This window comes from Blastococcus sp. TBT05-19 (assembly GCF_003319095.1).
Classification (GTDB): Bacteria; Actinomycetota; Actinomycetes; order Mycobacteriales; family Geodermatophilaceae; genus Blastococcus.
On record NZ_QOHI01000003.1, the window covers coordinates 145,854 to 164,993 of the forward strand.

Below are 19,140 nucleotides of genomic sequence, written 5' to 3' on the forward strand. Positions count from 1 at the left end.
CCTGACGCGGGGCCGTTCCAGCACCTCGCGGGGCCCCTGCGACGTGGTCCGAGGCGTCAGGTAGAGTCTGCGATGGCTCTTCGGAGCAGGCCCCTTTAGCTCAGTCGGCAGAGCGTCTCCATGGTAAGGAGAAGGTCTACGGTTCGATTCCGTAAAGGGGCTCTGGCAGTAAGCTGACCAGCGGGTCCTGTCGCGAGACCGGGCAGCTCGGTCATCCCGGCGGTGTAGCTCAGCCTGGTAGAGCAAGCGGCTCATAATCGCTGTGTCACCGGTTCAAGTCCGGTCACCGCTACTCCCGACGGACCCCGCACCCCGGGGTCCGTCGTCACGCCGGCACCTGTCGGCGAACGGCACGAGGTCCCTGCAGGGGCCGCACACACCTACAAGGCGAGGAGCGCCCCGTGGCAGCCACCGATGTCCGTCCGAAGATCACCCTGGCCTGCCAGGAGTGCAAGAGCCGCAACTACATCACCCGCAAGAACCGGCGGAACGACCCCGACCGGCTCGAGCTGAAGAAGTACTGCCCGCGCGACCGCAAGCACACCGTGCACCGCGAGACCCGCTGACGGTCTCCGACAGCTGAGCGAGGGCGGGAGCATGGCGCTGGACCGGGAACTGGTCGGGCGCAGCTACCCGCCCTCTGCCGTCTACGAGGTCGGTCGCGCGAAGATCGCCGAGTTCGCCACCGCGGTCGGCGCGCTGGACCCGGTCCACCTCGACGCCGACGCCGCCCGGGCGGCCGGCCACCCGGACGTCATCGCACCGCCCACCTTCGCCATCGTCGTGAGCCTCGATGCGGCGTTCGTGGTGCTCTCCGACCCCGAGGTGGGTCTCGACTACAGCCGCGTGGTCCACGGCGAGCAGAAGTTCACCCATCACCGCCCCGTGCGCGCCGGTGACCGGCTGGTGGCGACGACGACCATCGACGCGGCGCGCACGGTGGCCGGCAACGACCTGCTGACCGCCCGGGTGGAGCTGGCCGGCGAGGACGGCGAGCCGGTCTGCACCGCGGTCTCGATGCTCGTGGCGAGGGGCGCATGACCGTCGAGGTGGGCACCGAGCTCCCGGAGCAGCTCTTCCGGGTCACCCGCGCGGACCTGGTCCGCTACGCCGGCGCCTCCGGCGACTTCAACCCGATCCACTGGAACGAGCGGGTCGCCCTCCAGGTGGGCCTGCCCGGCGTCATCGCCCACGGCATGTTCACCATGGCGCTCGCCGGCCGCGCCGTCACCGCCTGGACCGGCGACCCGGCCGCCCTGGTGGAGTACCAGGTCCGCTTCGGCCGACCGGTCGTCGTCCCCGACGACGACGAGGGCGCCGAGCTGACCGTCCGCGGCAAGGTCGCGGCCCTGCTGGACGACGGCCGCGCCCGGGTCGACCTCACCGTCACCAGCGGCGGCGAGAAGGTCCTCTCCCTGGCCCGCGCGGTGGTCCGCCTCCCGTGACCGGTCGCAGGTCCGGCGGCGCGCTCCTCGCCGTCCTCCTGCTGTCGGGCTGCACGTCCTTCGCCGACGGGGACCCGCCCCGCGTCGACGCGGCGCCGGCGACCACCCAGGCGCCGGCCGACCCGACGGCGTGCCCGGCCGAGCGTGCCGGGCCCGACCCGGACCGCCCGGTGATCGACTACGACTTCCGGCTCGCCGACGACCTGCGCACGGTGACCGGGAGCGAGACCGTCGTCTTCACCCCGGACCTGCCCACCGACGAGCTGGTGTTCCGCCTGGTGCCGAACGCGCCGGAGTCCGCGCCCGCCGGGAACGGGCTCGTCGTCGACGGCGTGCGCGGCGACGACGTGCGCGGCGGCGGGTACGAGGCGGCCGGGGGAGCGGGCCCGGGCGGGCTGTACGTCGTGCAGCTGGACGACGAGCTCGCCGCGGGGGAGTCGACGGAGGTCCGGCTGGACTTCACGCTCTCCATCGGCGAGGGCGGGTTCGAGCGCTTCGGGGTCGCCGAGGGCATCACCTGGTGGGGGAGCGGCGCCCCGCTGCTGGCCTGGGAGACGGGGGTCGGCTGGGCACGGGACCCCTTCGTCGGACTCACCGGGGAGACGGCGAGCAGCGAGGCCGCCGACGTCACGCTCACCGTCTCCGCACCGGAGCAGCTCACCGTGCTGATGACCGGCGCGCGCGCCCGGCCGTCCGAGCCGCGGGACGGGCGCCGCACCTGGCGGGCCACGGAGCCGGTGGCCCGCGACGTCGCCGTCGCGGCCGGTCCGTTCGGGACGGCTGAGCAGGAGACGCCCGGAGGCGTGCTGGTCCGCGCCGGTGCCCTGGTGGACGGCGAGCTGGAGCCGGCGGAGCTGCTCGACCAGACCGTGGCGGCCATCGCCGAGCTCGAGGCGTTCCTGGGGCCGTTCCCGTACGAGACGCTCACCGTCGCGCTGCTGCCCGACTTCGGCGGCGGCATCGAGTACCCGGGCATGATCCTGGAGGCCACCCCGAGCCGCGACGTCCTCGTCCACGAGGTCGCGCACATGTGGTTCTACGGGATGGTCGGCAACTCCCAGTTCCGCGATCCGTGGCTCGACGAGGCGTTCGCCACCTGGGCCGAGGCGGTGCCGGACCCGCCGCCGGCCCGCGCGGTGGAGTCCGCCGTGGACCGGGAGGGCGACGTCGGCGGCTCGATGGACCAGTTCGCCGGCGACCGCCCCTACGTCAGCGCGGTCTACGGCAAGGGCGGCGCCGCGCTGCTCGCCGCGCGGGAGGCCGCGGGGCCGCCCGCCTTCGACGAGGCGATCCGCTGCTACGTGGACGCCACCGCCTGGTCGATCGCCACCCCGGAGGACGTCGCCGCCGCGCTGGCCGACCTGCCCGCGGCCGTCGACGTCCTCGTCCGCGCCGGCGCGCTGGACGCCGACGGCTAGGACCCGCTACTCGGCGGAGCCGAGGAGGCGCTGCATCCGGGTGACGCCCTCGACGAGGTCGTCGTCGCCCAGCGCGTAGGACATCCGGACGTAGCCGGGGGTGCCGAACGCCTCGCCGGGGACCACGGCCACCTCGGCCTGCTCCAGGATCAGCTCCGCCAGCTCGGCGCTGGTGGACGCCGTGCGCCCACCGATCGGCCGGCCCAGCAGGCCCTTCACCGACGGGTAGACGTAGAAGGCGCCCTGGGGCTCGGGGCAGGCGATGCCCGGGATCTCCCGCAGCATCTGCACGATCGTCGTCCGGCGGCGGTCGAAGGCCTCCCGCATCGCGGCCACGGCCGAGAGGTCGCCGGTCAGCGCGGCCACGGCCGCCGCCTGGGAGACGTTGGCGACGTTGGAGGTCGCGTGCGACTGGAGGTTGGTCGCGGCCTTGACCACGTCCAGGGGCCCGGCGATCCACCCCACCCGCCAGCCGGTCATCGCGTAGGTCTTCGCGACGCCGTTGACGACCACGCAGCGGTCGGCGAGCTCGGGCACCAGGACCGGCAGCGACGGCGCCGTCACGCCGCCGTAGGTCAGGTGCTCGTAGATCTCGTCGGTGAGCACCCAGAGGCCGGCGTCCAGCGCCCAGCGGCCGATCTCCTCGACCTGCTCGGCGGGGTAGACCGCACCCGTGGGGTTCGACGGCGAGCAGAAGAGCAGCGCCTTGGTGCGCGGGGTCCGCGCGGCCTCCAGCTGCGCCGCCGAGACGAGGTAGCCGCTCTGCTCGTCGGCCACCACCGGCACCGGCACGCCCCCGGCCAGCCGGATCGCCTCCGGGTAGGTCGTCCAGTAGGGCGCGGGCACGATCACCTCGTCGCCCGGGTCGAGCATCGTGGCGAACGCCTCGTAGACGGCCTGCTTGCCCCCGTTGGTGACCAGCACCTGCGCCGGGGTGAGCTGCAGCCCGGAGTCCCGCGCCGTCTTGGCGACGATCGCCTCCTTGAGCGCGGGCAGCCCGCCGGCGGGGGTGTAGCGGTGCATGGCCGGGGTGCGGGCCGCGGCGATGGCGGCCTCGACGACGTAGTCCGGCGTGGGGAAGTCCGGCTCCCCGGCACCGAACCCGATCACCGGCTTCCCGGCGGCCTTGAGCGCCTTCGCCTTGGCGTCGACGGCCAGCGTCGCGGACTCGGCGATCGAGCCGATGCGACGGGAGATGCGGCGCGCGGCGGGCGGCAGCTCGGTCGAGGGGGCGGCGGACTCCTGTGCCGAGGCGGCGGTCATGGGACCATCGTGTCAAAGTCCCGCAGCCGTGGGGGCCGCCGCCCGCTGCCGATGCCGTCCGGTCCGCCGGGAGGGGTGGGACGTTGGCTGCGCGCCCGGGCGGTCCCGTACACTTCGAGTCCTGGGGCTGTTGACCCCGCCACCGGCGTGCCCCGGATCTCCTCGGAGGTCGGGACGCGGCTGCGGCGAGGCAGTCGTCCCGGGGCCCTTCCGGGCACAGGGGTGTAGCTCAATTGGCAGAGCAGCGGTCTCCAAAACCGCAGGCTGCAGGTTCAAGTCCTGTCACCCCTGCCCGTGCCGCCGGTCCGCCGGCGACGAGCACGTCCGCACGGCAGCACGACAACGGCACCACCGACCGAAGGCCCTCGCTGGAGCGGCCACCACGACGAGGCGAGCGAGGCGCAGTGAGCGACGAGAAGCCGGGCCGCGAGGACGACGCGCGCGCCGCCTCCGACGCCGAGCTCACCGACGAGCAGCTCGACCGCGAGGCCCCGGGCGTCGACGACGCCGAGGCGCTCGAGGCGGCCGAGGACGAGGTGGCGGGCGAGGCCGCGGCCGACGAGGACAAGGTCGTGGCCGACCGGCCGCGCGGTCGCCGCGGCCGGATCACCGCCGACGACGACGAGGACGACGAGCCGGCCACGAGCGGCCGCCGCGCCGCGCGCAGCGCCTCGCGCCCCGCACGGGACGGCTCGGGCACCCGTTCGCGCGCGGCCGCCGAGCGCGCGCGGGCCGAGGAGCTCCGCCCGCGCCGCTCCCTCATGCGGTTCCTCCGCGAGGTCGTGGCCGAGCTGCGCAAGGTCATCTGGCCGGGCCGGCGGGAGCTGCTCACCTACACCACCGTCGTCATCGTGTTCGTGACGTTCATCGTCGCCCTGGTGGCCGGGCTGGACCTGCTCTTCGCACGGGGCGTGATCGCCGTCTTCGGCTGACCTCCGCCCCTGCCGCTCCGCCCCCTGACAAGGAAGAGACACCTGTGACCGACCCCCGCGAGCCCTTCGAGACCGACAGCGCGGTCGAAGGCACCGACCTGGACGACGCCCGCTTCGACGTGCGCGGTTCCGCCGACGTCGAGACCGGTACCGGCGAGACCGGCGCCGCCGAGGGCTCCAGCGACACCGCCGACCTGCAGACCGACACCGAGGTCGCCGACGTCGTCCCCGAGGTCGAGGACGGCGACACCGCGAGCCTGGCCAGCGACCCGCTGGTCGCCCCGGCCCCCGACTCCGACGTCGCGGTGGAGGAGGACGAGGACCCCGCGGAGGCCATGAAGAAGGCGCTGCGGATCGCCCCCGGCGACTGGTACGTCGTCCACTCGTACGCGGGCTACGAGAACAAGGTGAAGACCAACCTCGAGGCGCGCATCCAGTCCCTCGACGTGGAGGACTACATCTACCAGATCGAGGTGCCCACCGAGGAGGTCACCGAGATCAAGAACGGCAAGCGCTCGCAGGTCAACCGCAAGGTCCTGCCGGGCTACCTGCTCGTCCGCATGGAGCTCAACGACGAGTCGTGGGGCGCCGTCCGCAACACCCCCGGCGTCACCGGCTTCGTCGGCGCGACCTCGAAGCCCTCGCCGCTGACGATCGACGAGGTCGTCAAGATCCTCGTGCCGGCCACCGCGCCGGAGGCGCCGCGGACCGCCGAGGCCGCCGCCTCCGGTGGTGGCGCCGCCGCGGCCGCGCCGGCCGCCGTCGTCGACTTCGAGGTCGGCGAGTCGGTCACCGTCATGGACGGCCCGTTCGCGACGCTGCCCGCCACCATCAACGAGATCAACGCCGAGCAGCAGAAGCTGCAGGTGCTGGTCTCCATCTTCGGCCGCGAGACGCCCGTCGAGCTGTCGTTCAACCAGGTCTCGAAGATCTGACGCCGCACGGCGTCCTCTCCGAGCTGATCCACCCGAGATAGAAGGAAGTCATGCCCCCCAGGAAGCGGTTGACCGCGGTCATCAAGCTCCAGATCAAGGCCGGCGCGGCCACCCCCGCGCCGCCCGTGGGTCCGGCGCTCGGCCAGCACGGCGTCAACATCATGGAGTTCTGCAAGGCCTACAACGCGGCGACCGAGTCGCAGCGCGGCGACGTGGTCCCGGTCGAGATCTCGGTCTTCGAGGACCGGAGCTTCACCTTCATCACCAAGACCCCGCCGGCCGCGCGCATGCTGCTCAAGGCCGCCGGTGTCGAGAAGGGCTCGGGCGAGCCGCACAAGACCAAGGTCGCCACGGTCACCCGTGACCAGGTCCGCGAGATCGCCACCACGAAGATGACCGACCTCAACGCCAACGACCTCGAGCAGGCCGAGAAGATCATCGCCGGCACCGCCCGGTCGATGGGCATCACGGTCGTCTGAACCAGCTCCACCCAGCAGTAGTGGGAGGGCCACGCCAGGCCCGTTCACCACGTGACCGGGGCACCAGCCCCCGGAGAGGACTCACCATGGCGAAGCACGGCAAGAAGTTCCGCGCCGCGGCCGACAAGGTCGACCGCGACACCCTGTACAGCCCGCTCCAGGCCGCCACGCTGGCCAAGGAGACGTCGACGACCTCCTACGACGCCACCGTCGAGGTCGCCATGCGCCTGGGCGTCGACCCGCGCAAGGCCGACCAGATGGTCCGCGGCACGGTCAACCTGCCCCACGGCACCGGCAAGACCGCCCGCGTCATCGTGTTCGCGACCGGTGACAAGGCCGCCGAGGCCGAGGCCGCCGGCGCCGACGTCGTGGGCTCCGACGACCTCATCGAGAAGATCCAGGGCGGCTTCCTGGACTTCGACGCCGCGATCGCGACGCCGGACCAGATGGCCAAGGTCGGCCGCATCGCCCGCATCCTCGGCCCCCGCGGCCTGATGCCGAACCCGAAGACGGGCACCGTGACCCCCGACGTCACCAAGGCCGTCAACGACATCAAGGGCGGGAAGATCAACTTCCGCGTCGACAAGCAGGCGAACCTGCACCTGGTCATCGGCAAGACCTCGTTCGACCAGACCAAGCTGGTGGAGAACTACGCCGCCGCGCTCGACGAGGTGCTCCGGGCCAAGCCCGCCGCCGCCAAGGGCCGGTACGTCAAGAAGGTCACCATCTCCACGACCATGGGCCCGGGCATCCCGGTCGACCCGAACCGCACCCGCAACCTGACGGTGGACGAGCCCACCGTCTGAGGACCCCCTCGCCCCCCACCGCTCGCTGACGCTCGCGGCGGGACCCTGCGAGGGGTCCGTTCCAGCACGTCCCGAAGGCCCCGTCGCGCACCCGCGCGGCGGGGCCTTCGTCGTATCGCGTACTCTTGTCGGCGTTCCCCCCAAGACCGCTGGTCGTCGCACGTCCGCGTGCGATCGAAGGTCCCGGAGCTCCGGGCGACCCGCGCAGGTGGACGGTTCGATCGCCGGGCGTCATCGCGCGCCCGTCCTCGCCCCGTGCGCTCTGCGCCGGGGCGTTCCTCGTCTCCGGGGGCGTCGATCGCCCGCCGTCGTGCAGCGGCCAGAGGTCGCCCGACAGACGAGAGGAGGCCCATGCCCACGCAGGCGAAGGCCGCGGTGATCGACGAGATCACCGATCGGTTCCAGAACTCGAGTGCGGCGGTGCTCACCGAGTACCGCGGGCTGACCGTGGCGCAGCTGACCCAGCTGCGTCGTTCCCTCGGTGCGGGCAGCAGCTACGCCGTCGTCAAGAACACCCTGACGAAGCGGGCAGCGGACTCGGTCGGTTTCTCCGACCTCGGCCCGCTGCTCAACGGACCGACCGCGATCGCCTTCATCGAGGGCGACCCGGTCGAGGCCGCCAAGGTCATCCGTGACTTCGCCCGGGCCAACCCGATGCTCGTCGTCAAGGGCGGCGTCGTGGACGGTCGCACGGTCGACGCCTCCGAGGTCACCCGCCTCGCCGACGTCGAGCCGCGCGAGGTCCTGCTGGCCAAGCTGGCCGGCGCGATGAAGGGCAACCTGACGAAGGCCGCCGGGCTCTTCCAGGCCCCGCTGTCCCAGATGGCCCGCCTGGCCGAGGCGCTCAAGGAGAAGAAGCCCGCCGAGGCTGCCGCTCCCGAGGCCCCCGCCGCCGAGGCTCCGGCCGCGGACGACAGCGCTGCTGCTGACACCACCACCCCCGAGACCGACACCGCTGCCGCCGACGCGGCCAGCGACGACTGACCCAGAAGGAGATCACCATGGCGAAGCTTTCCAGCGCCGAGCTGCTCGACGCGTTCAAGGAGATGACCCTCCTCGAGCTGTCCGACTTCGTGAAGCAGTTCGAGGAGACCTTCGAGGTCACCGCTGCTGCCCCCGTCGCCGTCGCGGCGGCCCCGGCCGCCGGTGGTGGCGGTGGCGACGCCGCCGCCGCCGTCGAGCAGGACGAGTTCGACGTCATCCTCGAGGCTGCCGGCGACAAGAAGATCCAGGTCATCAAGGAGGTGCGTGGCCTCACGTCCCTCGGCCTCAAGGAGGCCAAGGACCTGGTGGACAACGCGCCGAAGCCGATCCTGGAGAAGGTCGCGAAGGACGCTGCCGAGAAGGCCAAGGCCGCTCTCGAGGGCGCCGGCGCCACCGTCACCGTCAAGTAGTCCCCCGGCGCTCCGGCGCCTGGCTGCACCACAGCTCCACAGGGGCCGTCCTCCGCCAGGAGGGCGGCCCCTGTCGCGTCTCCGGGTGGTTTTCGACTGCAGGAAGAGATCGGGGTCACCGAAAGCGCGTGACACACGTAACCTTGCCCCCGCACGTTCGTTACTGACCGGTAGTGGTGCGGGCCACGACGACTTCCGGATGCGGAGACGTCGGGGTTGCCGCACACTGCCGGGGCCCGCCATCGCGGCGGGGCGGGGACCGGCAGCAGAGCCGGAGCGGGAGGCGAGGGACACGTGGGCGTCGCAGTCGAGGTCGAGGGGCTGAGCAAGTCCTTCGGGAGCCAGAACATCTGGAGCGATGTCACGCTGACGCTGCCGCCGGGGGAGATCTCGGTGCTGCTCGGTCCGTCCGGTACCGGTAAGTCCGTCTTCCTGAAGTCGCTGGTCGGGCTGCTCAAGCCCGAGCGCGGGTCGATCATCATCAACGACACCGACCTCGTGACGACCAGCGAGCACAAGCTCTACGAGATCCGGAAGCTGTTCGGCGTCCTCTTCCAGGACGGCGCCCTCTTCGGCTCGATGAGCCTGTACGACAACATCGCCTTCCCGCTGCGCGAGCACACCAAGAAGAGCGAGTCCGAGGTCAAGTCGATCGTCCTCGAGAAGATGGACATGGTCGGCCTGCAGGGCGCCGAGGGGAAGCTCCCCGGCGAGATCTCCGGCGGTATGCGCAAGCGCGCCGGCCTGGCGCGTGCGCTGGTGCTCGACCCCGAGATCATCCTGTTCGACGAGCCGGACTCCGGTCTGGACCCGGTGCGCGTGGCCTACCTCAACCAGCTCATCGTCGACCTCAACGCGCAGATCGACGCCACCTTCCTCATCGTCACGCACGACATCGGCACCGCCCGCACCGTGCCGGACAACCTCGGCCTGCTGTTCCGCCGCAACCTGGTGATGTTCGGCCCGCGCGAGCAGCTGCTCACCTCGCAGGAGCCCGTCGTCCGCCAGTTCCTCAACGGTCGCCGCGAGGGTCCGATCGGCATGAGCGAGGAGAAGGACGTCGCCCAGGTCGAGGCCGAGATGAAGGCGCTCGAGGAGCGCGGCGGCGACTCGCACAACGGCGTCGGGCCCAAGGGCGCCTCCGGTGGGGACGCCGTGCCTCCGCAGCTGACGCCGACCGAGGGGCTTCCCGAGCGCAAGGCGGAGCGCCGCCGCCAGGAGCGCGTCGCGCGGATGCTGCACGAGTTCGACGAGGACACGCAGGCCGCGATCCGGAAGTCGCTGCCGGAGGAGCTGCTGGCGAAGGTCGAGTCCGGGGCCTACGAGTCGACCCGGTCCGGCGGGCGGCACTGGGCAGCCGAGCCCGACGCGCAGGGCACCGACGGTCAGCCCTCCCGGTCCACCGCGACGGCCGTGCTGCCTCGCCAGGGCGGTGAGGAGTGAGCGCCACCGAGAAGCCCAAGGCGCCCGGGCTGCTCGACGGCAAGCTCTCGCCGACGCGCCCCCTGCGCGCCAGCGGCAACCTCTTCGCCTTCGCCCTGGACACGATGCGGGCACTCCCCAAGCGCCCGTTCCAGCTGCGCGAGTTCATCCAGCAGGCCTGGTTCGTCGCCAGCGTCACGATCATCCCGACCGCCCTCGTGGCGATCCCGTTCGGCGCCGTCATCGCGCTGCAGCTGGGGTCCCTGACCCGGCAGCTGGGCGCGCAGTCGTTCAGCGGTTCGGCGTCCGTGCTGGCGGTCGTGCGCGAGGCGAGCCCGATCGTGACCGCGCTGCTGATCGCCGGCGCCGGCGGATCGGCCATCTGCGCCGACCTGGGCTCCCGGAAGATCCGTGACGAGATCGACGCCATGGAGGTGCTGGGCATCAGCCCGATCCAGCGCCTGGTGGTGCCGCGGGTGCTGGCGGCGATGCTCGTGGGCGTCCTGCTCAACGGCCTGGTCAGCGTCGTCGGCGTCGCGGGCGGCTACTTCTTCAACGTCGTGCTCCAGGGCGGTACCCCCGGCGCCTACCTCGCCTCGTTCAGCGCGCTGGCGCAGATCGAGGACTTCTGGGCCTCGGAGTTCAAAGCACTCGTGTTCGGGCTCATCGCCGGCATCGTCGCCTCGTACAAGGGGCTGAACGCAGGAGGTGGACCGAAGGGCGTCGGCGACGCGGTGAACCAGTCCGTCGTCATCACGTTCCTCCTGCTGTTCGCGGTGAACCTCGTGATCACGGCGATCTACTTCCAGCTCGTCCCGCCGAAGGGGCAGTGATGGCGCTCCTCTCTCCCGGCGACCGGATCAAGGTCGGCACCCGCAAGCTGGTCCGCAAGGTCTACAAGCAGCCCCTCGACACGTTCGAGGACCTCGGCGACCAGATGTCGTTCTACGCCCGCGCGCTGGCGTGGACCCCGCGGACGCTGCGCCGCTACAAGAAGGAGACGATGCGGCTGCTGGCCGAGGTCACCTTCGGCAGCGGGGCGCTCGCCGTCATCGGCGGCACGGTCGGCGTCATCGCCGCGCTGGCCTTCTTCACCGGCTCGGCGGTCGGCCTGCAGGGCTACGCGGCGCTCGACCAGCTGGGCACCGCCGCCTTCACCGGCTTCCTCTCCGCGTACTTCAACACCCGCGAGATCGCCCCGCTGGTCGCCGGCGTGGCCCTCTCGGCCACCGTCGGCTGCGGCTTCACCGCGCAGATCGGCGCAATGCGGATCAACGAGGAGATCGACGCCCTCGAGGTCATGGGCGTGCCCTCGCTGCCGTTCCTCGTGACCACCCGGATCATCGCCGGCTTCGTCGCGGTGGTCCCGCTCTACGTCCTGGGCCTGCTGACCAGCTACTTCGCCACGAGGCTGATCGCGACCCAGGGGTACGGGCAGTCGACCGGCACCTACGACCACTACTTCAACCTGTTCCTGCCACCGGAAGACGTGTTGTGGTCGTTCCTCAAGGTGCTCGTCTTCTCCGTGGTCATCATCCTGACCCACTGCTACTACGGGTACCGGGCCAGCGGTGGCCCGGCGGGCGTCGGCCTGGCCGTCGGCCGCGCGGTCCGCTTCTCCATCGTGGCGATCAACATCATCGACCTGTTCCTGTCCCTGGCCATCTGGGGCTCGACGACGACCGTCAGGATCGCGGGGTGACCAGCTGATGTCCTCGACCAAGGGGCGAGTGATCCGGCGCCGGCTGCAGGGCGTCGTGTTCTTCGTCGTGCTCGCCATGCTGCTGGGGCTCTCGGTGGCGACCTACCAGAAGGTCTTCACCGACGTCGCCGAGGTGACGCTGCTGGCCGACACCGCCGGCAACCAGCTGCAGGAAGCCTCCGACGTGAAGATCCGCGGGGTCATCGTGGGCGAGGTCCGCGATGTGTCGGCCAGCGCGGACGGGGCGGAGATCGAGCTCGCGATCAACCCGGAGTACCTGGACCAGATCCCCGCCGACGTCAGCGCCCGGCTGCTGCCCAAGACGCTCTTCGGCGAGCGCTTCGTCTCCCTCGAGCTGCCGGAGCAGCCCAGCTCCGAGCGGCTGGCCGACGGCGACGTGATCGGCCAGGACCGCAGCTCGAACGCCATCGAGCTGCAGCGGGTCATCGACGACACGCTCCCGCTGCTCCAGGCGGTGCAGCCGCAGGACCTCTCCTACACCCTCGGTGCGGTCGCCGAGGCGCTGCGCGGCCGTGGCGACGGGCTGGGCGCCAACCTCGCCGCCACCGGCGAGTACATCGGTGAGCTCAACACCGTGCTGCCGCAGATCCAGGCCGACATCTCCGGCCTCGCCGACTTCGCCGAGACCTACGACGGCGCGGCCGACGACCTGCTCGCCGTCCTCGACAACCTGGCGGTCACGAACACCACGGTCGTCGACCAGGAGGAGCAGCTGCGCCGCACGTTCACCGTGGGCACCAGCTCCTCCAACGTGGCCGCCGGCTTCCTCGAGACCAACGAGCGGAACCTGATCTCGCTGGCCGAGACCTCCCGGCCGGTGCTCGGGCTGTTCGCGAAGTACTCCCCGATCTACCCGTGCCTGCTGGACGGCCTGACCCGCTCGGTGCCGCGGATCGGGGAGACCTTCGGGACCGACGGGGACCCGGCCCTGAACCTGAACATCCAGGTCATCCTGCCGCCGCGCAACGGCTACCAGCCGGGCGACCAGCCCATCTACGCCGACGCCGCGGCGCCGGACTGCCGGGGGCTGGACGACATCGACGGCGAGATCGCCCAGGCCGCGTCGGGGGAGTACTACTGCCCCTACCCGCCCAACGACGGCGTCGAGTCGCCCGAGAGCGCGGAGCGCCCGGAGCCGGCCTGCTACGAGGGTGGCGCCGACGACGGTGGCAACCCGGACAACGTGCCGCGCTCGGCACGGGCGGGTGACTCGCTGCCCGACGTGCTCGCCGGGTCCACCGCCGAGCTGGACTTCGTGCGGAGTCTGCTGGCCTACCAGACCGGGGCGGAGCCGGACGAGGTCTCCGACCTCTCGGCCTCGACGCTGGCGCCGTTCCTGCGGGGGAAGAACGTGATGATCCGATGACCGGTCAGCTGCGAGGCATGGCGGGGCCGCTGACCAAGCTGGTCGCGTTCGCGGTCGTGACGATCCTGGCCGCCTACGTGCTGGTCTCCACCATCACGAACGCCGGCTTCGGCGAGCAGGTGGTCTACCGGGCGCAGTTCACCGACGTCGCCGGCCTCGTCGAGGGCGACGAGGTGCGCATCGCCGGCGTCCGGGTCGGTCAGGTGGTCGGGATCGGCGTGGCCGACCAGCCCGACCCCAACGCCCGGCCGGTCGCCGAGGTCGAGCTCGAGGTGTCCTCCGACATCCCGCTGCCCGCAGCGGTCGAGGCCACCATCCGGTTTCGCAACCTCGTCGGGCAGCGGTACATCTCGCTGACCGAGGGCGACGGCTCCTCCGGCGAGACGCTGGAGGAGGACGCGGTCATCCCGCTCGACCAGACGACCGAGGCGCTGGACCTGACCACCCTCTTCGGCGGGTTCCAGCCGCTGCTCCAGGCACTGTCGCCCCAGGACGTGAACCGGGTGTCCTTCGAGATCATCCAGGTCTTCCAGGGCGAGGGCGGGACCATGGAGAGCCTGCTCGCCCACGTCGCGTCGCTGACCGACTCCCTCGCGGACAAGGACGCGGTGATCGGGAGCGTCATCGACAACCTCACGACGGTCATGAGCACCGTCGCGGCCCGCGACCAGCAGCTGTCGGACCTGGTCGTCAGCCTGCAGCAGTTCGTCACCGGCCTGGCCGGTGACAGCGAGGCGATCTTCGACTCGCTGGCGACCATCGACCAGCTCGCCGTCGAGACCAGCGGCTTCCTCGCCGACGTCCGGCCGCCGCTGGCCGCCGACATCCAGGCCCTCGAGGACCTGTCCCGCAACGTCGCCGACTCCGGCGACCTGGTCGAGGAGTTCCTGCAGCTGGCACCGACCAAGCTCGACCTGACGACCCGGACCGCGATCAACGGCAGCTGGTTCAACTTCTTCATGTGCCGGGCCGGGGGAACGGTGACCCTGCCGGCGCCGGTGACGCCGGCGAACCCGAACGGGACGGCGTTCTCCCAGGAGTTCGACTTCGACAGCCAGGCAGAGGGGTGCGGGTGATGGCGCGCCGTTCCAAGAACTTCCGCGACAAGAACCCGGTCGTCGTCGGGGGCGTCAGCCTGCTCGTGATGGCCGTGGTGATCCTCCTGGCGTTCAACGCGCAGTCCCTGCCGCTCATCGGCGGCGGCACCGTGTACCGGGCGCAGTTCTCCGAGGCGGCCGGCCTGAAGCCCGACGACCCGGTGCGGGTGGCCGGCGTGAAGGTCGGCAGCGTGGAGAGCCTGGCCCTCGAGGACGGGGCGGTGACGGTCGAGTTCCGCGTGAAGGACGCCTTCGTCGGCGACCGCTCGGAGGCCGCGATCAAGATCGAGACCGTGCTCGGTGCCAAGTACGTGGCCCTCGTGCCGCGCGGTTCCGGCGAGCTCGACCCGGACGAGGGGATCCCGCTGGAGCGGACCGCTTCTCCCTACGACGTCGTCGAGGCCTTCGCCGACCTGTCGACCACCGTGCAGGAGATCGACACCGCCCAGCTCGCCAGCTCCTTCGAGGTGCTGGCCGAGACCTTCGCGGACACGCCTGACGAGGTCCGCACCTCGCTGGAGGGACTGTCCCGGCTGTCGGACACGATCGCGTCCCGCGACGCGCAGCTGCGCGAGCTGCTGGGCGCCACGCGCAAGGTCACCCAGGTGCTGGCCGACCGCAACGGCGAGTTCACCCAGCTGATCCTCGACTCCAACACCCTGCTCGCCGAGGTGCAGGAGCGGCGGGAGCTGATCGACGCGATCCTCACCAGCACCCAGGAGCTCTCGCGCCAGCTGTCGGGGCTCGTGTCGGACAACCGCGAGACGCTCACGCCGGCGCTCCAGCAGCTGTCCCGCGTCACCGACATCCTGTCGCGCAACCGCGCGGCGCTCGCCCAGACGGTGAACGAGCTGGCGCCCTTCGTCCGGGTGTTCACCAACACGCTCGGCAACGGCCGCTGGTTCGACAGCTTCGTCAACGACCTGCTGCCGACGGTCATCGGCACCGCCGTCTGCACCGGGCTCGAGACCCCCGCGACCGGCTGCACCCCGGGAGGACAGTGATGAGCGGCACGCTGCAGCGCGCGGTCGCGGCGGGAGCCGCCCTGGTCCTGCTCGCGGCACTGGGCTGGACCATCCTCCGGCCCGCCGGCCAGTACCGGGTGACGGCGTTCTTCGAGGAGACCGTCGGCCTCTACCCCGGCTCGGAGGTCCGCGTCCTGGGCATCTCCATCGGCACGATCGACGACGTCGTCCCGCTCGGTGACCAGGTGCGGGTCGACATGAGCATCGACGAGGACTACGACGTCCCGGCCGACGCCAACGCCGTCGTCCTCGCCCCCTCGCTGGTCTCCGACCGGTACGTGCAGTTCGCGCCGGTCTACGACGGCGGTCCGAAGCTGCAGGACGGCGACGACATCCCGCTGGACCGCACCGCGATCCCGGTGGAGCTCGACGCGGTCTACGGAGCCCTCGACGAGCTGTCGGCCGCGCTCGGCCCCACCGGCGCGAACGAGAACGGCGCCCTCTCCGACCTCGTCGACGTCGGCGCGGCCAACCTGGAGGGCAACGGCGAGGCGCTGAACCGCACCCTCACCGGCTTCTCGCAGGCGGTGGAGACCCTGGCCGACAACCGGGAGGACCTGTTCGGTTCCCTGGAGAACCTGCAGACCTTCACCACGGCGCTGGCCTCCATCGACGCCCAGGTCGGTCTGTTCAACGACAACATGGCGGCCGTGTCCGAGCTGCTGGCCTCCGAGCGGGAGGACCTCGCCGAGGCGGTCGTCCTCCTCAACGACGCCCTCGCCGACGTCGCCGGCTTCGTGCGGGACAACACGACCCTGCTGACCAGCAACGTCAACAAGCTGGCCGACGTCACCCTGGTGCTCGTGCAGCAGCGGAACGCGCTCGCCGAGGTGCTCGACGTGGCCCCGGCCGCGCTCAGCAACCTGGCGCGCGCCTACAACCCCGACTACGGGACCCTGGACACCCGCGACAACGGGGTGGGTTCGCTCAGCCCCGAGGTCGTCGTCTGCGGTGCGCTCTTCCAGCTGGGCCGCGTCGACCTCGAGGTCGACCTGCCGCTGCCCGTCGACCCCTCGGAGCCGCTGCGCGACGGCGTCCAGCAGATCTGCGCACGCCTGCTCTCGGGTGACGCGGACAACGCCAACGGGCCGGACGACCTGAACGGCAACGGCATCCCCGACCGGGACGAGATCTGGGAAGCCATCTTCGGTGGCGGAGCCGGGGGCGGTGGCGGCGCGCCGCAGCTGCCCGTCGGGTTCGTCCCCGTCTCGACGGGAGCTGCGGAATGACCAGGGCGACGACCAGGGCACGTCGGCTCACGGCGCTCGGTGCCGGGCTGCTGCTGCTGACCGGCTGCGGGTTCCGCGGCGCCTACTCGTTCAGCCTCCCCGGCGGGGCCGACATCGGCGAGGAGGCCTACCGGGTGCAGATCGAGTTCCTCGACGTGCTCGACCTCGTCCCGCAGTCCGGGGTCCGGGTCGCCGACGTCGCGGTGGGCAGGGTCGAGGAGATCGAGCTCGCCGACGACTGGACGGCGGTCGTCACGGTCGCGGTCAACGGCGACGTCGAGCTTCCGGCCAACGCCGTCGCGGCCATCCAGCAGTCCTCGCTGCTGGGTGAGAAGTACGTGGAGCTGGCCGCGCCCGGCGGGGACCTCGAGGCGCAGGGTCAGCTGGAGGACGGCGACCGGATCACGCTGGACCGCACGAACCGCAACGTCGAGGTCGAGGAGCTGCTGGGGGCGCTGTCCCTGGTGCTCAACGGCGGCGGCCTGGCGCAGCTGCAGACGATCAACCGCGAGCTCGGCGACGCGCTCGAGGGCCGCGAGGCGGCGATCAAGGACACGCTGGGTCAGCTCGACACCTTCATCGGTGGGCTGGACGAGCAGAAGGCGGAGATCAACCGGGCGCTGGACAACGCCAACGCCCTCGCCGCCACCCTCGCCGAGCGGACCGCGACGATCGAGACCGCGCTGGACACGATCGGCCCCGGCCTCGACGTGATCAACCAGCAGCGCGACCTGCTGGTCTCGATGCTCGAGGGCCTGGCCCGGCTGGGCGACGTCGGCACCCGGGTCATCCAGCAGTCGGCCGAGAACACCGTCGCCGACCTGCAGCTGCTCCAGCCGATCCTCACGCAGCTGGCCGCGGCCGGTCCCGACCTGGCCGGGTCGCTGGAGCTCCTGCTGACCTACCCCTTCCCCGACAGCTCCCTCTCGGCGCTCAACTACCGGAAGGCGCAGTCCGGTGGCATGGCCCTGTTCACGAACATGACCGCCACGATCGACCTGGACCTGAGCACCATCCTCTGCCGGTACGTGATCGACCAGGACGGCGCGCTGCGCCAGCTGCCCGTGACCGACGTCCTCGTCGGTGACCGGTGCGGCGTCGAGGGCGGCACCGGGGGCGGCGGCGGTGGAGGCGGCGGCGCCGCGGCTGCGTCGTCGTCGCCGGCACCGACCGGGCTCGAGGACGTCGCCGGCTCCGTGGTCGAGGCAGTGCCCGACGAGGCGGCCCGCGCCGGCCTCCCCCAGGTCCCGGAGGTGGGTCCGTGATCGGCCGCGTCACCAACATCAAGCTGATCGCCTTCGTCCTCGTGGCGATCCTGGGGATGGCGTACCTGGGCTTCAAGTACGTCGGCCTGGACCGGCTCGTCCTCGGCACGGGGTACGAGGTGGCCGCCGACTTCCGCGACTCGGGCGGCATCTTCGTCAACGCCGAGGTCACCTACCGCGGCGTCGCCGTCGGCCGGGTGTCGGACATGCAGCTCGTGGACGACGGCGTCCGCGTGGAGATCACGATCGAGCCGGGAACCGATCCCATCCCGGCCGACACCGACGCCGTCGTCGCCACCCGCAGCGCGGTGGGCGAGCAGTACATCAACCTGCTCCCCAGCAGCGAGGGGGAGCCGTTCCTCGAGGACGGGTCCGTCATCCCGCAGGAGCGGACGCGGATCCCCGTGCCCGTGGAGCAGATGCTGCTCAGCATCGACGGGCTGGTCGGCTCGATCGATCCGGAGAACCTGCGGATCGTGGTGGACGAGCTCGGCAAGGCGTTCGCCGGCTCCGGTGACGACCTGGGGCGGCTGATCGACAACGGCGACCTGCTCCTGGCGCGCGCCCAGCAGTCGCTGCCCGAGACGCTGCGGCTCATCACCGACGGCCAGACCGTCCTCGACACGCAGCGCGACAGCCGCTCGGCGATCCGACAGTGGGCTGCGGACCTGCGGCTGTTCACCGACACGCTGGTCGAGCTGGACCCGGAGCTGCGCGGCCTCGTGGTCAACGCGCCGGACGCCGGCGAGGCGCTGCAGCGGCTGGTCGAGGACGCCGGTCCGGGCCTGGGCTCGCTGGTCCGCAACCTCGACATCCTCAACAAGGTGACGATCCCCCGGCTCGACGGCGTCCAGCAGATGCTGGTGACCTACCCCGACGCGGTGACCGGCGGGTTCACGGTCGTCCGCCGCGACGAGGACGGGGTGCTGCGCTCGCACTTCGGCCTGGTCCTCACCCAGTCGCCGCACTCCTGCGTCACCGGCTACGTACCGACGAGCCAGACGCCCAGCGCCGGGGCGGTGGGGGCGGTGGACACCGACGCGGTCAGCTGCCAGGTCTTCGACGGGGTCGATCCGCGTCCGGGTGACGACTACGACGAGAACGGGTCGAACATCCGCGGCGAGCAGAACATCGGCAGCGACGGCGGCCGCGGGGCGGCCCAGCCCGGGGGAGGGGCGCCGGGTGGCGGCGGGGCGGACCCGCTCGCACCGCTCACCGATCTGGTGAACGGTGTGCTCAACGCCACCCCGCTGGCCTCGGCGCTCGGCTGAGCATGGCATGCTCACCCGCCCGGACGGCCGCACGCCGTCCGGGACGACCACGACTGCAGGGAGGGCCCCG

General features: G+C 71.7%; 19 protein-coding genes, 3 tRNA genes and 1 pseudogene. 22 read left to right on the forward strand and 1 reads right to left on the reverse strand.

All coding sequences use genetic code 11. The features are described 5' to 3' along the window. The first annotated feature begins 89 nt into the window (after positions 1-89). The 6 genes from DQ244_RS09695 (at position 90) to DQ244_RS09720 (ending at position 2,863) form a co-directional block, all read left to right on the forward strand. Positions 90-162 (forward strand) — tRNA-Thr (locus tag DQ244_RS09695). A 56-nt stretch (positions 163-218) separates the two neighbouring features. Next, a tRNA-Met gene (locus tag DQ244_RS09700) sits at positions 219-292 on the forward strand. A gap of 109 nt (positions 293-401) precedes the next feature. After that, positions 402-566 (forward strand): 50S ribosomal protein L33, encoded by a 165-nt coding sequence (gene rpmG / locus DQ244_RS09705; protein ID WP_113811290.1) that lies wholly within the window; start codon positions 402-404, stop codon positions 564-566. A gap of 31 nt (positions 567-597) precedes the next feature. Beyond that, positions 598-1,041: a MaoC family dehydratase N-terminal domain-containing protein gene (locus DQ244_RS09710; protein ID WP_113811291.1), complete on the forward strand. Its 444-nt coding sequence runs from the start codon at positions 598-600 to the stop codon at positions 1,039-1,041. Beyond that, a complete protein-coding gene (locus DQ244_RS09715; RefSeq protein WP_113811292.1) occupies positions 1,038-1,445 on the forward strand; it encodes a MaoC family dehydratase in 408 nt (135 codons plus the stop codon). The genes DQ244_RS09710 and DQ244_RS09715 overlap by 4 nt, the downstream gene beginning before the upstream one ends. Next, positions 1,442-2,863 (forward strand): M1 family aminopeptidase, encoded by a 1,422-nt coding sequence (locus DQ244_RS09720; protein WP_113811293.1) that lies wholly within the window; start codon positions 1,442-1,444, stop codon positions 2,861-2,863. The genes DQ244_RS09715 and DQ244_RS09720 overlap by 4 nt, the downstream gene beginning before the upstream one ends. 6 nt (positions 2,864-2,869) lie before the next feature. Here the strand turns inward: DQ244_RS09720 and DQ244_RS09725 are convergent, their stop codons facing one another. Continuing rightward, positions 2,870-4,126 (reverse strand): pyridoxal phosphate-dependent aminotransferase, encoded by a 1,257-nt coding sequence (locus DQ244_RS09725; protein WP_113811294.1) that lies wholly within the window; start codon positions 4,124-4,126, stop codon positions 2,870-2,872. A gap of 218 nt (positions 4,127-4,344) precedes the next feature. Here DQ244_RS09725 and DQ244_RS09730 point away from each other — a divergent pair. The 16 genes and pseudogenes from DQ244_RS09730 (at position 4,345) to DQ244_RS09805 (ending at position 19,070) form a co-directional block, all read left to right on the forward strand. Beyond that, positions 4,345-4,417 (forward strand) — tRNA-Trp (locus DQ244_RS09730). 113 nt (positions 4,418-4,530) lie between these two features. Further along, a complete protein-coding gene (gene secE / locus DQ244_RS09735) occupies positions 4,531-5,058 on the forward strand; it encodes a preprotein translocase subunit SecE (RefSeq protein WP_113811295.1) in 528 nt (175 codons plus the stop codon). Positions 5,059-5,102: 44 nt separating this feature from the next. After that, positions 5,103-5,993, forward strand: a complete 891-nt coding sequence (gene nusG / locus DQ244_RS09740; protein ID WP_113811296.1) for a transcription termination/antitermination protein NusG — start codon at positions 5,103-5,105, stop codon at positions 5,991-5,993. A 50-nt stretch (positions 5,994-6,043) separates the two neighbouring features. After that, on the forward strand, positions 6,044-6,472 hold the full coding sequence (gene rplK, locus DQ244_RS09745; RefSeq protein WP_113811297.1) for a 50S ribosomal protein L11: 429 nt from the start codon (positions 6,044-6,046) through the stop codon (positions 6,470-6,472). A gap of 86 nt (positions 6,473-6,558) precedes the next feature. After that, positions 6,559-7,278, forward strand: coding sequence for a 50S ribosomal protein L1 (gene rplA / locus DQ244_RS09750; protein WP_113811298.1), 720 nt, complete (start codon positions 6,559-6,561; stop codon positions 7,276-7,278). 351 nt (positions 7,279-7,629) lie between these two features. Continuing rightward, positions 7,630-8,154 (forward strand): annotated as a pseudogene (rplJ, locus tag DQ244_RS09755) (50S ribosomal protein L10); the annotation flags it as partial. Between the two features lie 125 nt (positions 8,155-8,279). Continuing rightward, positions 8,280-8,672 (forward strand): 50S ribosomal protein L7/L12, encoded by a 393-nt coding sequence (gene rplL, locus DQ244_RS09760; protein WP_113811300.1) that lies wholly within the window; start codon positions 8,280-8,282, stop codon positions 8,670-8,672. Between the two features lie 294 nt (positions 8,673-8,966). Beyond that, positions 8,967-10,115 carry an ABC transporter ATP-binding protein gene (locus tag DQ244_RS09765; protein WP_113811301.1) on the forward strand — a complete coding sequence of 383 codons (1,149 nt, stop codon included), beginning with the start codon at positions 8,967-8,969 and terminating at the stop codon, positions 10,113-10,115. Positions 10,116-10,219: 104 nt separating this feature from the next. Beyond that, the gene (locus DQ244_RS09770; RefSeq protein WP_199580354.1) at positions 10,220-10,927 is read left to right on the forward strand and encodes an ABC transporter permease; all 708 of its coding nucleotides are present in this window, start codon (positions 10,220-10,222) and stop codon (positions 10,925-10,927) included. Positions 10,928-11,031: 104 nt separating this feature from the next. Then, a complete protein-coding gene (locus DQ244_RS09775) occupies positions 11,032-11,796 on the forward strand; it encodes an ABC transporter permease (RefSeq protein ID WP_224500141.1) in 765 nt (254 codons plus the stop codon). Between the two features lie 7 nt (positions 11,797-11,803). After that, complete coding sequence (locus tag DQ244_RS09780; RefSeq protein ID WP_113811302.1) at positions 11,804-13,183, forward strand: MCE family protein; 1,380 nt, start codon at positions 11,804-11,806, stop codon at positions 13,181-13,183. Further along, positions 13,180-14,259: an MCE family protein gene (locus tag DQ244_RS09785; protein ID WP_113811303.1), complete on the forward strand. Its 1,080-nt coding sequence runs from the start codon at positions 13,180-13,182 to the stop codon at positions 14,257-14,259. The genes DQ244_RS09780 and DQ244_RS09785 overlap by 4 nt, the downstream gene beginning before the upstream one ends. Then, the gene (locus DQ244_RS09790) at positions 14,259-15,284 is read left to right on the forward strand and encodes an MCE family protein (RefSeq protein ID WP_113811560.1); all 1,026 of its coding nucleotides are present in this window, start codon (positions 14,259-14,261) and stop codon (positions 15,282-15,284) included. The genes DQ244_RS09785 and DQ244_RS09790 overlap by 1 nt, the downstream gene beginning before the upstream one ends. Then, positions 15,284-16,534, forward strand: a complete 1,251-nt coding sequence (locus tag DQ244_RS09795; RefSeq protein ID WP_113811304.1) for an MCE family protein — start codon at positions 15,284-15,286, stop codon at positions 16,532-16,534. The genes DQ244_RS09790 and DQ244_RS09795 overlap by 1 nt, the downstream gene beginning before the upstream one ends. Further along, positions 16,531-17,799, forward strand: coding sequence for an MCE family protein (locus DQ244_RS09800; RefSeq protein ID WP_113811305.1), 1,269 nt, complete (start codon positions 16,531-16,533; stop codon positions 17,797-17,799). Before DQ244_RS09795 ends, DQ244_RS09800 begins: the two co-directional genes overlap by 4 nt. Continuing rightward, positions 17,796-19,070 carry an MlaD family protein gene (locus tag DQ244_RS09805; protein ID WP_113811306.1) on the forward strand — a complete coding sequence of 425 codons (1,275 nt, stop codon included), beginning with the start codon at positions 17,796-17,798 and terminating at the stop codon, positions 19,068-19,070. Before DQ244_RS09800 ends, DQ244_RS09805 begins: the two co-directional genes overlap by 4 nt. Positions 19,071-19,140 lie beyond the last annotated feature (70 nt).